We start from the raw sequence: 13,646 nt of genomic DNA, 5'->3' as shown, positions 1-13,646 counted from the left end.
CCAGCGGAGCGTGGTAAAAACAGCCTGAAGATGGCGGGCGGCATTATCTATTTGTTCTGCGGTTAAAGAGACAACAGGTGCCGATTGAACCAGTGTATCCTGGTGCTGAAAAGTGGGGGTTTACGCCCGTCGTACTGCAGCCTTTCCACACCATATTCCTCGCCAAAATCCCCCATCAGGTATTCACCGCCTTCCACAAATACCTGCTCTGACTTTATCTGCGTCACAAATTCCTGCAGCCGGACCTGGTCTTCCGCACTGTGCCGGGGGGGGACTGAGGTGGGGTTTTGATCGCAGCCAGATGCTGCGACCATCACAATGGCACACAGCCACAACCTGTCTTTTTTCATTATCACAGCCCTCATTTCACCGGACTCGGCTGGTTAACGGCACAGCGAACAGCTTTGTCGTCAGGAGAGTAACGCCTACTGTCCGGGTCCGCCTTATAGCGCACCATCGTCAGCCCGAGCCCCGGTCCCGAGAAGTCCTGGCTGCGCAGCACCCGCGTGTAGTACCCGTCCCGGTCTTTGAATACCGGCTTCTCCGGGCCCTGCGGGTCTTTTACCGGCGAATGGCTGTAGTATTCCGGGTCATACCAGTCCTTCATCCATTCCCAGCCGTTTCCGGCCATGTCGTAAATTCCCAATGGATTAGGGGGACGGAAATCCCGGGGAAGTGGGGATAGCCACTTGAGGGTCAGGCCTGCCTTTTTGGCATACTCTTCAGCATCCAGCTCAGTGGCAATATTAATGCCCCTGCGATTTTCTATACGTATCGTGCCATCGTCGGTGGGCGCCACCACATATTTACCCCGGCTACGCGCCGCGTATTCCCACTGCGCTTCCGTCGGCAGCGAGAACGGCAGGCCCGTCACCTCCCCCAGCCACGCGCAGTACCGCTCCGCTTCGTGCCAGTCCACGCGGGCTGGCGTATCCGGGATCCGTTTCCTGTCATTCCAGTCCCTCCCGTTTAAACGCCCCTTAACCTCCCGGCCCTTCAGGCCATTCCAGGCCAGATAAAACTGGTACTGCTGGTTGCTGGCTTTGAACTTACTCAGCGAATAGCTGCTTAACTCCACCCGGTGCAAAGGCTTGCTGTCTTTACGCCCGTCGTACTGCAGCCTTTCCACACCATATTCCTCGCCAAAATCCCCCATCAGGTATTCACCGCCTTCCACAAATACCTGCTCTGACTTTATCTGCGCCACAAATTCCTGCAGCCGGACCTGGTCTTCCGCACTGTGCCGGGGGGGGACTGAGGTGGGGTTTTGATCGCAGCCAGCCATCGCGCTGACTGCCAAGCTCAAGAGTAATAACGGATATTTTATTTTCATGACCATTCCTCAGAATTTGCGCCAGACAGCGGTGAAAATGTTCCCATACGCGGATAAAAAGGGTTATCCGCCGTCGTTAAGCGATACGCAGTGGTATTGTTCATCGTCAGGGCATATCCCCAGGCAGGCGTCGTTCTTAATCTTTTATAGATAAGATCCATTTCATTGACTTTATCGAAACCTTCCTGGAGAAAACGCCTTACCGCATTCATTGAATTTTGTGCCACCATATATTTTAAGGCAGAGTTACCCTCTGCCATGTCACTCCCACTGGCATTAAATCGGCTAAATATCTGGAACCATTCCCGCTGCGTCTGGATGGATTGTAAAACGACAATAATCGCTTGTTTGCGCTCCTGATAAATATCGATAAAATAATCACCACGATTATCAAAATCAAAATGATCTGCGGTACTGTGGCGGGTAAGCAAGTAGAGTAATATTCCTTTGGCCTCAGGGGTACGCATCAGAAGTAAATCAGGGCTCTTAATAATATTTGCTGCCAGCTGATTTCTTCTTTCCGATTTATCAAAGGCGGACTCAATACTATTCACCAGGCTATCACATGCCGTTCGCTAAATCTCGGTAGACGCCCGGCGCTGTTACCCATAATCATTTGCTTACCGCCATAGGTGGTAATCTGTAATTGCGCTTCTGCCTGGGCAGAGGCCCCCACAAAGCCAATCAGTGAGGTTTTCAGATAAACTCTGAGCATTCCCATTTTTAATGGTTCAGTTCGATTTTCAGGCTGAAATGTCAGGCTCCAGCCGACGCGATCCGGAAGATAAAATGTCGTTTCAACAATGCCAGAAGCCAGAGAAAGCGTGGCCTTAAACTCACCTTTGATGGCCAACTCGCCCGTTGATGGATCCCATTCCGCAGAAGCCGCCAAATTAGACGTGCAGCGCATGAACTGCGCACCCGCTGAAAAATCGATAAACTGACCAATTTCTTTATGCGAAACCAGACTGTTATTCCAGCTTTCTGCCCAGCCCGTTAACGTTTCATCTATTAATTTCTTGTCGATTGGATCAAAAAGGTTTACACCTTTATTTTCGAACTCCAAATCTTTAATCTGCTTTTTTAATTTAGAAACTGATATTCCTGTTATATTACCATTTTCTCTTTTTAGGATACTATCCGCATCCGATTGTTTAAACTTTACTTTATGTCTGACTCCTGCTCCTAAATTATCAACATATCCTTTTTTTGCAAAAGCATAGCGTTTCTTAGTGCCAGCGCCACCATTTTTTCGAGAGATAGGGATGAGCTCAACCACATCATCATAACCAGCACCTTCGGATTCAAACTTACCAATTACTTTTTGTAAAGCATCCCTTTTGCCGGTTAAATTAGCTTCTTGATTAGAAATATTAGTTTCTTTGTCTGTAAGTGCAGAACTTTCCTCTATTTTTGAATTTAATACACCAAACTCTTCAACAGCTTTAGAATATTCCTCGTTAGCCTGATGAAATTCATCAACCGCCGTCATTATTTCACTGGTATGCTCATCAATATTTTTCGCTGCTGCCGTCGTTAAGAATAATAACTCCTGACTTTCAGTGCAATAATAGATATCACATGATTCATGTGATATCTGTACGGTATTATTTTCTTTTTTACTTAACTGATTCTCTGCTACGGGTAATGTGGATGTATCGCTCATGATACCAACCTGGTTTTATTCAAAGAACAATTTCATAGTCTGAGGTTCAAGGCCGTAATGAGATTGGGTATATCCATTCTCATCAGTCACACCACGAATAGTTTCACCACTTTCAGTTTCAATACGATATTTTATGTAAGGTTTAGGCTTACCATCCCCTTTGTCAACGATCTGAAAAGAACCATTCATAGGGTATTTATATTGCGGGTCAGAAACACTCATCGGCTTAAGCGCTTTTTCAAGGATGCCTACACCACCCCACTGGATATCAAGACTTTTTAGCTTAAGACTCCCCGGTGCGCCAAGCTCGATGGGTCCATCTTTGATTTTTATATACGCCCCGCCAGTGCTGGTGAGCGTAATCCCCTGCTGAGCGTTTAAAACAACTTCGCCATTAACGCTATTAATATTCATTGTTTTATCTGACTGCAATCGCATCGCATCAGTTTGCGCCTGAATATCGATCATTCCTCTGGCAGCAAAAATTTTCATACCCATTTTTTGGGCAAACAGACTAATTGCTTCTCCGGCGGCAACGGTCAGACGTTTAAACAACGTCAGATCTGCATTTTCTCCCGTTGTGACAGTTAAAGAATGGCCCGCGGTGAGCTGTATATTTTTGGGTGTGGCCACACCTATACCAGCAGGGGCATTCAGTAACAAACCCGCTCCTTTTAATTGCGCCAGCGTTTTCGTCAGTTCCTGCTGTGAAGCAATATCAGCATCAAGTGAACCGGATACCTTGGCGCTACTCGCTAACGCTGTAACCAGTTCGAGTGCATTTTGCAGCTCAGCAATTGCAGCCCGCATGTCCAACATCTCTCCCTGGGCCTGCGGCTGGTTATAAGCACTAATTAAGACCCCTTTACCGCCGCGTACCGCCACCCAGTCGTCTGTGCGCAGCTCGGCCCCCTCTCCCCGCAGCGCACGCCCCGCATCCACGTTATGCCCCAGGTTAAGCTGCGTCTTCCCGCCGTACTCGGTACTGAGCTTGACGTGTTCCTCACCCCGTTTGTCTTCCATGCGCAGCTTGTTGTTCGCGGGCGTGCGGATGACGTTGCGGGTATGGTTTGCCTGTGTCACGTGGTCAGGATGCCGGGAGTCATGCAGCGCATGCGCGATATAGGGTCGGTCCGGGTCACCTTCATGGAACGCCACCGCCACTTCTGTGCCCTGTATCAGCGGGAAGTGAATACCGTAAGTGTCGCCGCCGTAGGGTTTGGCAAGGCGTACTGGCATACTTTCGTAGCCCTGTTGTTTAGCATCGCGGTCCGCATCAAACTTAACCCAATAAAGCCCGCTCTGATTTAAATGAGCATATTCATCATTCTTTTTCGGGCTTGAAACACGTGCCATTAGCGTACCGCTAATTACTGGTCGCGGTTTGAGTGGAGGTCTCCAACAGCGCGTTTCACTGTAAATGGTCGCCATCAACACCACTTGTAGCGCTTCCTTTCGGCTTGCGCTGAATGAAACCGCCGTAACCAGCAAGCTGTTACGCACGCTGACAGGAAGCGTTGGGACAGGTGTCGATTCCGTAATATTCAGGACCTGAGCCGGGCTGAGGCTTACATCGGTTGATAATCCAGAGATTGTCGCTTGTGAGGAGAGATAACGCTCATGTTCCAGACGCGCCCAAAAATTCCCTGTCTCAGGCGCCGGCGAAACCTTATCACCCGTTTCAAGATGGCGTGGGCGATAGTGGTAAACATCCCCGTAAGTCACCTCGTCACCTTCACCGTAAGTCATATCGGTTTGTGCAGAAAATAATATTTTCTGAGCCTGGCGATGGTTATAATCCCCGGCAGTAACCGATGCCTGCACCGCAGACTGTTGGAACTGAATATCCCAGACTGAGTCGATGCCATTGTCATTCATTCCGGAGGGACTATTCAGCGGTAATGTTTTGCCAAACTCCCATGCGCTTTGTTTGTCAGCAAAATAGATCACCTCAGTGCCAGCATCAGGCTGAAGCCTAAAGAAGAAGAAAATCCCAACTTCAGAGAGCAGGCGTTCAATAAAAACCAGATCACTCTCCTGATACTGATTAATTTGCTCTCTTTTTGGATATTCCATTACCAAATCAAAATTATATTCCCAGTCTTTTAAACCATGTTCCTGTAAAATTTGAGTAACAACTTCCGGAACTGACATATTAATAAAGAAACGGTGTGTACGAAATTGGTTTTTCAGCAACGCGACAAAAGGTTCAATGATTAACTGATAGGTTGCCTGGTCTTTTGAACCACTGATACGATGGAACGATGTTACAATACCATGTACCATTTTGCGGGCAGTTAACTCACTTAACTTCCCCATTCCCATGGTCAATGTTGTTGATTTTCTAAGTATCGACTCTGCTGCAATGTCTTTGTCATGGCTGGAAAAATTTACTACGTATCGATACAACGAACTCATTTCCTCTGTACCATTAAAGCTAATAACATCCAGTACAGATTTGCATGAAGGGATATACAATTGATAACGGTTTAATGTATTTTCATTTATAAATGAAATCCCGCCACCCAGTGATTCAGACATTCCCATATATTTAACCCTTGTTATTTTATAAAGAGCTATTTTTCAGATAATAAAAGCAGCGTTCAACGCATTGTTTTTATCAGACTAACCAAATCCGTTTTCTCATTAGTGACAATAGAAAAAGTAAATTGACGATTATCATTTGATATCCAAAGCTCTTCCCTTCCATTATTACTATAATCATAAAGATGAAAGCCAAGACCTGTTAGATAATTACGAATAATGCCTGCATCACCACCGCGAAAAATAATAAGATTTGTTTCTCGTGTACTCCCATCAGGAGAAATATATTCAAAGTAATAATCATTTGATATCCTTGGAGCCTGCTTGATATCAACATCGGTGTAGAAATAATAGTTAAAAAGATCGCTTTCCCGATATTCTAATTTATCTGGCCAGGGTATTAACAACGGTGACAAAAAAATCAAAACAATCGTCATCAATATTATTTTATAGTAGCTCATTACCATTCACCTCGACAAAAATGAATAATAACCGCCATCCCCGGTGATAACTTCTATCCGACCAGAAGTGAAGTCACTCCACGGTTGCACCCATGTCATAAACGAAGGTAAGCTTCCCTTATAGGGTTTATGCACAGCACAGTTATCCATGGGTTCTGGAAATAGTAATGGTAAAAATCCTTTATTCTTATAATTGCCTATCGGCCCATAAAAATCCCATCTACTCAGGGCCTGTTCTTTACTGACGAGCCTCAGTCTTGACTGGTAGTCTGAGGGAAGAATTGCCCGATAGAAGCCTAAAAGATCGGAGGTAAGGTCCTCTCCGCTAAAACCACTGTCGGTATACCAACTAAAACACAAATTAGATTGCAAACTTTCAAACAAGCGTGCAGTCGTCATCATCATGGCTAACGCAACGCTGTTTTTCTCACATGCAGATAAACCTTGTTTGATACGCCACCTAACAAACTTTCCTGTACCAAACTGGCGATGATATACAAACATCTTTTGGCTATAAATGACTTCATAATAACCATCACGGCCTGATTCACCTCGTTTTATATCTATCAGTAGGTTTTTAATATCACTTCCCTGTGCATGGCCTATATCTATCCATCCCAATATTTCGCTATAAACAAGCCCTGTTTTACGATCCGATGTCCACTCGGAAGGTTCAATAATATCGTTACGTTTACTCATCATTAAACTCCAGCATCATTCCCTCTTCATCATGCCAACTCAAAGTAAGCTGCTGAGGTTTTTGCTGCCGGGAAAGATACGTTAACAACTGCTGACTAAGCACAGGTAAGATTTGTTGATTGAGCAGACTATCGATATTCCTCGCCCCCGTATCCGGTAGCAGGCAAGCGGCGGTCAGGGCATCAAAAAGTCTCTCGGATATCGTCGTGGTTATGCCGTAGTGACGCAGTAATCGCTGGCTAACCTGATCCAGTTTCATTTGTACAATCGTACGTAACGCAGATTCACAGAGCGGATGGTAGATAATCGTCTGGAAGCGGGCCAGTAGCGCTGGCTGGAAGTGATCGCGCAAAAGTGGTCGCAGCAGTTCGTGCAACTCAGACTCTGTGGTTTCCGGCTGTTCTTCCAGCATCTGCATTACAGCGTCACCGCCAAGATTGGAGGTCATCAAAATAACGGTATTGCGAAAATCAATTTCACGGCCTTCGCCGTCACGCATGAAACCACGGTCAAATACCTGGTAAAACAGATTCATGACGTCGCGATGCGCTTTTTCTACTTCATCCAACAGTACCACGCTATAGGGGCGTTTTCGCACCGCCTCGGTCAGGATCCCTCCCTGACCATAACCCACATATCCCGGAGGTGAGCCTTTTAGCTGGCTCACGGTGTGCGGCTCCTGATATTCAGACAAATTAATCGTGATTAGCGATTTTTCACCACCAAACAGAATGTCAGCCAGTGCCAGCGCCGTCTCCGTTTTGCCGGTTCCACTTGGTCCAGTAAGCAGGAACACACCCTGTGGGCCGTTTTCCGGCGTCAGTCCTGTTTTTGATGCCCGCAACCGCTGTGCGATCGCATTCAGCGCGTAATTCTGGCCAACAACGCGTTCTCCCATCTGGGTTTCAAGCGTCAGCAAGTCTGCCTGGGAGTCCTTCATTAATGATGACAATGGTACACCGGTCCAGTCGGCAATTACCGTAGCAACGGTGCGCGCGTCTACATCCGGAAACAGCAAAGGATGGCCCTGCTGAAGCATACTTAGCTGCAGTTGCAATTCAACCGTTTCCGCCTGACGAGAAATATCACGGCGGCTGGCCAGCAGTTGCTCAGTGAGCGTTAATTCCTGACCATACTGGGTTTCGCGTTCATCCAGTTCGATAAGCAGACGATTTTCACGCTGTTCAATGGTGGCCAGCCTTTCACCATGCTGACCATTTCCTACCGCGAGGTCTGCAAGCAACGCCTGCTTTTCAATTTCAAGCGCGGTGATCTCCGACTTCAAACGCGTCAGTGGTTCCGGAACAGTATCAAGGCTCATCCGCACTCTTGCACCTGCGGTGTCCAGCAGATCGACGGCTTTGTCGGGTAATTGTCGCCCGGTAAGATAGCGGCGAGAGAGCGTAACAGCAGTTTTAACCGCTTCGTCGGTGATGTGAACGCCATGGTGTTCTGCATAGCGTGATTTCAGACCACGCAGCATTAAGCAAGCAGTGTCATCATCCGGCTCATCCACTTTAACCATCTGAAAACGCCGCTCCAGCGCAGCATCGCGCTCAAAATACTGTTTATATTCACTCCATGTGGTCGCCGCGATGGTTCGTAATTCACCTCTGGCCAGAGCGGGTTTTAGCAGATTAGCTGCGTCAGCGCCTCCCGCCTGATTACCGGCCCCAATAATGGTGTGTGCTTCATCGATAAAGAGCAGAACAGGCGTTGGCGATTGCTGAACGGCATCAATGATATTTTTTAACCGCTGCTCAAACTCACCTTTCACCCCGGCACCTGCTTGTAACAGCCCAAGATCCAACGTGCGTAATGTTACTGATTTCAGGCTATCCGGCACGTTACCTTCAGCAATACGCAGCGCCAGACCTTCCACCAGAGCGGTTTTGCCGACACCGGGTTCCCCGACCAGAATGGGATTATTTTTTCGCCGACGGGACAACACATCCACCATTTGCCGGATTTCATTATCGCGACCAAATACCGGGTCGATATCGCCGGCACGCGCTTTCGCGGTCACGTCCAGCGTAAATTTATCGAGAACGCCTTGTAATGCTGGCGATAACGTCGATTCAGCCAGGCCAGGACGTGGTTCATCATCAGGAGAAACCTGTGCCAGAGCGGCTTCTTGCTGTCTCTCAGGACGTTCATCCGACTGGACATTTAATAGCGGCAGGAGGCGTTCCAGTTGAGTATGTCCGGCGCTCAGAAGAGGCCACAGGCCATCACACTTCAGTAGCGAAGGCTTTCCCACCAGGGCCATCAGTAGATGCACACCACGTATCTGCGAATTTTCATCCGTTGCGGCACACAGCCACGCTTGTTGCATTAAAGAAAGGAGCGCATCAGACAACTGCGGGCGGCTTTTCACGGAACGAGGCTGAACATCCAGATGCGTCAGCAGCGATTGCCAGAGATTGTCGATATCCCATTCATAACGACGAGCAATGACAGTCATATCGCCCTCCCCCTGCTCCAACAGCTTCAGTAACCAGTGTTCGGGAGTGATTTCTGCATGCGCGCGCGTCTGACATAACGATGCCGCCGCTTCGAGCGCCTGGGCGCAATAGGGGTTGAGACGTCGTAATAACACTGCTGACTGGTGTTCCATTTGCTTCCTGGCTCCCTGTATTCAGGCACGCTACCGCCCGTGGCCGTAATCCAATGCCCATAAGGTAATAGTGACGTTGATACTCTCTGCTAAACCCCGCCCCGGACGCTTAGCAGAGGGCATAAAAAAAACGGATGAGGAAATCCTCATCCGTTAGTGCATTACGCGGTGGTACGCTCGTTCCAGGCGTCAGAATGGATAATGTTGCCATCCTTATACGTCCAGACGATCTTCTCGTAGCGCAGTTCAATCTGTTCCAGGTGGTTATGCTTCTCTTTAGCGGGATCTTTGATGTCGTACATCACAGGGTTTACTTTCACCACTTTCACGTTGTGCAGAGTGGTGTTGAAGTATTCCACTTCCTGACCCGCATCATTGATGCGATACCATTTAAACTCGGCCTGGCGCAGGGTCTGACCGGTAGTTACAGCCTTGTACAGATACGGGCTGGAGGCATCGATTTCCTTAGTGAAAAGGAACGGGGTATGAATGCGCGTCCCGGTCAACTTACCGGTGTTGTTATCGGTAGGGATGTACAGGTTATGTTCCTGAGCTACTACTTCGATACTGCCCACACGATCTTTTACATCAACAGAGCCTTTAATATCCGCGCCGCCGTCATCTTTCAGCCAAAGGTAGACTGGAATTGCCATAACTCTTTCTCCATTTTTACTTCGCTAATGCGTCACCGCTTTGCGGTGACGGTTCCTTCATGCCCGGCACCCGACAGGCATCAGCCTGCGGTACCAGACTGATCTCTACACGGCGGTTGGCAGCCCGACCCTCCGGCGTATCGTTGTTTTTGTAGGGACGTAATTCGCCGTAACCCTGAACGGCAAAACAACTCTCCGCGACGTCACCGGTATCACGCATCCAGTCGCGAACAGATTCCGCGCGTTTGAGAGAGAGCTGCTGATTAGATTTATCGTCACCCACATCATCGGTATGTCCGGCGATGACTATCAGCCAACCGGGCTTGGCTTTGATATTGACCAAAGCCCCAATGAGTACTTTTGTTGAGCCTGCTTTTAACGCCCATTTGCCCGTATCAAACAGCGACATACTGTCCAGGCGTACGGTTTGCGGAGAGGTCACTTTTGGTTTTTCAGGTGGCAGCCAGTCGCTGATGGCGGCCAGCAAAGGCGGGATCAATCTCATCCCCTGATACAATCCCATTGAAAGAGAAAGGGGTTCACCGCGCTGATACCAGCGATCGAGACGCTGCGCATCACGACGAAGCTGATCCTGTGCCTGAACCTTTGGCTCAACAGGATTACCGGTAAGATGGCGGTATAACGTCAGATGATCGTTTGTGATCCTGATGAGATGTTGGTTATTGATAAAGCTGCACGTCATCGCCAGTCCGACAAAAATACCGCATAGCAGACCACTTACGCCCACCGTACGTTGAAATGCTGTCAGCGCCCGACGGCGAGATAAAAAAGGCAGCGCTAAATCAGGAAAAGGCAGCAGCTCGGACACTGCTGACGTCGCAGGGGAAAGTGTTGTTTGCGCAGTGATATGCCGTTGCCACAGATTATTTTCGCAGACCGCTAATGAGGTGAAACATACCACCCGTAAAGCAGAAAAAAGAGGTGGAGCGTGGCGCTCCGTATCGCCTTGCACCCTCTTCAGCCAGCCGAGTAAATTATCTAACCACACTGCATGTGTAAGATGAGAATGGCGAGCCGGACGCTCTTGCGAAGAGAAAGGAACAAAATCGTCTAATCCCGTAGCCGACTGCACTTCTGCATCCTGGGGCGTTCGAATAAACCAACGTACAGCCTCATTGCATTGAGGCGAATTCAACCAACAGCACAGCCAAAACGGCGGTATACCTGATAACCAACGCCGACTCTGGGTCACCACACGCCGCCAACTGAGCAGCATGTGCTTAAGCGCGTCTTCATCATTATGCCGTTCCGGGATCAATGCCAGCATCACGGAAACGCGCATAAGAAGCCCCGGACGCTGCACAGCTATCTGACGAACCAGAGCAATATAATGCTCCGGGGACTGGACAGATAAATACCAGCCCTGCGAACTCTCGCAAGAATCGCCGCGTCCGGCAAACAAAGGGGCATTATCTCCACACACCAGCACAACAGGCCCACTGAAACTCTCCGGAGGGAGCGGAACTTCATGAGCCGAATGAGCAGACTTCAACCGACCATATTGACGCCAGCCATAAACGATCCCCGGAATGGAAAACAGTAAAATAAAGACGGTAAGGCCGCCCCGGACACCCGCACTTAACGGACTGAATCCCCAGACAAGCAACAAAGCCAGGACGGTTGCCAGCACATAGTTAACGATCCCTCGCAACTGAGCCATGTCTTAACCCTGCCCAATAAGCTGAGCAATCTGCCCTTGTAAGACATGAGAAAATGTTAACCACAAAGCACCCAGCGCCACCGCGCCGACAATCCATGCCAGCCACCAGCGGCGCTTACCGCCAGAAAAGCCGGAAGCCCGCATAATTACCGGCGCATCGTGCTTTAATTTAAAAGGCATCGCCTGAGTCGCCAGCGCTTCAAGAACATCTTCACGACGTTCGTCACCTTGCTCGCGATAGCGCCCCACAAAACCGAGCGTGATTGCGCGATAAAAGCAGGTTAATACGGCGGTATCAGGAACGGGCTCGCGCAGAACGGTACGGATGCGCTCCCAGAGTTCTTCCCCGGCATTGGTGGTGTTGAAAAAGCGGGCCTGTAAAGGTGTCGCAAGCCAGGTAATATAACCGCTATCCTGCCGGTTGCGGTTCAACACGCTTTCATCCAGTAACGCACATTGCGTGTAGAGCATGTGTTCAACGCTGTGTTCGCTGTACCCCATGTCACGCAATGTCTCACGCGCAGAATCAACCCATTGGCAGGCCCGGCGATAGAAAGCCGCCCCATCGTCGACTTCCGATCCGCCGCGTAACTGGCTGACAGCAAGCCAGGTTGGCCAGAATACCTGATCAATATCCTTATACATTTCAATCCCTTAATACAGCGAATAACTCAAGTTGAATCTCTCCCAGTGTTCCCGGCACATAGAAAGCGCAATTACCGGCGTCCAGCATGGCCTGGGCTGCTGGATGATTAATCTCAAGAGCAAAGTATTGATTTTCCAGTCGTAACGGGATGGCTGCAGGTACATGCGTCAGCGGTTTTAATGGAATACCGCTAAGTGCCACATTGACGACATCAGATACATCTGCCCGGCTCCCCGCTTTACAGAGCTGTGGAAATTGCGTTAGGAGGACATGCGCAGGAAGATCCGAACGAACGGAAAGGTAAAAATCAGCGCCTTCACGCAGTCGAGCATCCGACAATGCGCCATACCAGAACTGTCTCTCCTGCGTCAGTTCAATAGCGACAACGCGAGATGGCAGGCTGGCCTCCAGCAGTTCCACCAGGAGTGCAAACAGGGGTGGGAATACCTGCTGCAGATTGGCGTGCTGGTATGGAGGCACAACGCTGACATCATTTTCTAATGAAAAGGTCAGCAGACTGCCCGCTAACCGCGCTAGCTCACGCCACAAAAGTTCGGGATGACGGCCTGGGTTTTGCAGCATTTCTTTCAGAACGGGCTCTGAGCTATTAAGCGCATTCAGCAACCAAAACAACGAAACATCTGCTACCGCAAAATCCGCCATTCGTTCGTTACTTTTGCGGCGCAAGGCCATCAGGCGTCGACAACGAGCCTGGATACGATGCACCAAATCACTGAGCGAATTGATTAATGAGGGGCTGGCTGAGAGTGAAAGCGATGGGGGTAAAAAATCGCGTCCCAGCTCCCATTGCCCCTGAGCATTACGAATAAGGCAAGCTACCGGGCAAGTCAGGTAAGCGCTGTTATCGTCATGGGCATAGCGGAGGGTGATAGCATGCCGCAGCACTGCCATATCAGTCCGTTCCTGACCTGCGAGATCCTGTACTGGCAGCCACTCCTGCTGCCAGCGACACGGACGGCTAACGCCGTTGCCTGATGAAAGATTGCCGCCATTAGCCGAAAGCAGCGGCAACGCGAGGACGATATCAACGCTGCTGTAACCAGTAAGATGCGATAAATCACACGCCGGAGGCAGGTTATCTGAAATACCTGTATCCACTAACGTACCGTCAGGAAAGCGCACAACCAGATTAACGGGATTCAAACGAGAAACCGTTAGCGCACTTTCATCAAACTCCGCGCTGATGACGCCCCACGGTGATGAAAGCGACATGTGAGCAACAACGTCAGCTACATAGGCATCCCAACGTGTCTGTTGCTGAAACTGCTGGGGAGCCAGAAAGGCCCCCTCACTCCATAACGGACGATAGATCTTCATCGCACCTC

12 protein-coding genes are annotated in these 13,646 nt (G+C 49.3%); all 12 read right to left on the bottom strand.

Translation table 11 applies throughout. The annotated features are described in order from the left end of the window. Window positions 1–62: 62 nt before the first annotated feature. Complete coding sequence (locus WHR59_RS03740; RefSeq protein ID WP_338843594.1) at window positions 63–350, bottom strand: hypothetical protein; 288 nt, start codon at window positions 348–350, stop codon at window positions 63–65. 11 nt (window positions 351–361) lie between these two features. Further along, the gene (locus WHR59_RS03735) at window positions 362–1,207 is read right to left on the bottom strand and encodes a formylglycine-generating enzyme family protein (RefSeq protein ID WP_338843592.1); all 846 of its coding nucleotides are present in this window, start codon (window positions 1,205–1,207) and stop codon (window positions 362–364) included. 122 nt (window positions 1,208–1,329) lie between these two features. After that, complete coding sequence (locus WHR59_RS03730) at window positions 1,330–1,887, bottom strand: hypothetical protein (RefSeq protein ID WP_338843591.1); 558 nt, start codon at window positions 1,885–1,887, stop codon at window positions 1,330–1,332. After that, window positions 1,884–2,999: a hypothetical protein gene (locus WHR59_RS03725; RefSeq protein ID WP_338843590.1), complete on the bottom strand. Its 1,116-nt coding sequence runs from the start codon at window positions 2,997–2,999 to the stop codon at window positions 1,884–1,886. Before WHR59_RS03725 ends, WHR59_RS03730 begins: the two co-directional genes overlap by 4 nt. Window positions 3,000–3,014: 15 nt before the next feature. Beyond that, window positions 3,015–5,546, bottom strand: coding sequence for a type VI secretion system tip protein VgrG (locus tag WHR59_RS03720; RefSeq protein ID WP_338843589.1), 2,532 nt, complete (start codon window positions 5,544–5,546; stop codon window positions 3,015–3,017). 56 nt (window positions 5,547–5,602) lie between these two features. Continuing rightward, window positions 5,603–6,004, bottom strand: a complete 402-nt coding sequence (locus WHR59_RS03715; RefSeq protein ID WP_125461438.1) for a hypothetical protein — start codon at window positions 6,002–6,004, stop codon at window positions 5,603–5,605. A 6-nt stretch (window positions 6,005–6,010) separates the two neighbouring features. Beyond that, window positions 6,011–6,703 (bottom strand): hypothetical protein, encoded by a 693-nt coding sequence (locus WHR59_RS03710; protein ID WP_075145640.1) that lies wholly within the window; start codon window positions 6,701–6,703, stop codon window positions 6,011–6,013. Beyond that, window positions 6,696–9,320: a type VI secretion system ATPase TssH gene (gene tssH, locus WHR59_RS03705; RefSeq protein ID WP_338843588.1), complete on the bottom strand. Its 2,625-nt coding sequence runs from the start codon at window positions 9,318–9,320 to the stop codon at window positions 6,696–6,698. The genes WHR59_RS03710 and tssH overlap by 8 nt, the downstream gene beginning before the upstream one ends. A 161-nt stretch (window positions 9,321–9,481) precedes the next feature. Then, complete coding sequence (gene tssD, locus WHR59_RS03700) at window positions 9,482–9,973, bottom strand: type VI secretion system tube protein TssD (RefSeq protein ID WP_003024437.1); 492 nt, start codon at window positions 9,971–9,973, stop codon at window positions 9,482–9,484. 16 nt (window positions 9,974–9,989) lie between these two features. Further along, window positions 9,990–11,654 carry an OmpA family protein gene (locus WHR59_RS03695; protein WP_200008398.1) on the bottom strand — a complete coding sequence of 555 codons (1,665 nt, stop codon included), beginning with the start codon at window positions 11,652–11,654 and terminating at the stop codon, window positions 9,990–9,992. A 3-nt stretch (window positions 11,655–11,657) separates the two neighbouring features. Continuing rightward, entirely contained in the window at window positions 11,658–12,299 is a 642-nt protein-coding gene (tssL, locus tag WHR59_RS03690; protein WP_080626100.1) for a type VI secretion system protein TssL, short form, read from the bottom strand. Window position 12,300: 1 nt separating this feature from the next. Continuing rightward, the gene (tssK, locus tag WHR59_RS03685; RefSeq protein ID WP_338843587.1) at window positions 12,301–13,638 is read right to left on the bottom strand and encodes a type VI secretion system baseplate subunit TssK; all 1,338 of its coding nucleotides are present in this window, start codon (window positions 13,636–13,638) and stop codon (window positions 12,301–12,303) included. Window positions 13,639–13,646 lie beyond the last annotated feature (8 nt).

This window comes from Citrobacter europaeus, from assembly GCF_037482245.1.
GTDB classification, from domain to species: domain Bacteria; phylum Pseudomonadota; class Gammaproteobacteria; order Enterobacterales; family Enterobacteriaceae; genus Citrobacter; species Citrobacter europaeus.
Note: the sequence above shows the minus strand (reverse complement) of the source record. Positions and strands in the feature narration are given on the sequence as shown.

Excerpts from the sequence above, each read along its gene's own strand:
- tssD (WP_003024437.1), bottom strand. The coding sequence starts at position 9,973 with ATGGCAATTCCAGTCTACCTTTGGCTGAAAGATGACGGCGGCGCGGAT.
- tssK (WP_338843587.1), bottom strand. The coding sequence starts at position 13,638 with ATGAAGATCTATCGTCCGTTATGGAGTGAGGGGGCCTTTCTGGCTCCC.
- WHR59_RS03695 (WP_200008398.1), bottom strand. The coding sequence starts at position 11,654 with ATGGCTCAGTTGCGAGGGATCGTTAACTATGTGCTGGCAACCGTCCTG.
- tssH (WP_338843588.1), bottom strand. The coding sequence starts at position 9,320 with ATGGAACACCAGTCAGCAGTGTTATTACGACGTCTCAACCCCTATTGC.
- WHR59_RS03725 (WP_338843590.1), bottom strand. The coding sequence starts at position 2,999 with ATGAGCGATACATCCACATTACCCGTAGCAGAGAATCAGTTAAGTAAA.
- WHR59_RS03710 (WP_075145640.1), bottom strand. The coding sequence starts at position 6,703 with ATGAGTAAACGTAACGATATTATTGAACCTTCCGAGTGGACATCGGAT.
- WHR59_RS03740 (WP_338843594.1), bottom strand. The coding sequence starts at position 350 with ATGAAAAAAGACAGGTTGTGGCTGTGTGCCATTGTGATGGTCGCAGCA.
- tssL (WP_080626100.1), bottom strand. The coding sequence starts at position 12,299 with ATGTATAAGGATATTGATCAGGTATTCTGGCCAACCTGGCTTGCTGTC.
- WHR59_RS03715 (WP_125461438.1), bottom strand. The coding sequence starts at position 6,004 with ATGAGCTACTATAAAATAATATTGATGACGATTGTTTTGATTTTTTTG.
- WHR59_RS03720 (WP_338843589.1), bottom strand. The coding sequence starts at position 5,546 with ATGGGAATGTCTGAATCACTGGGTGGCGGGATTTCATTTATAAATGAA.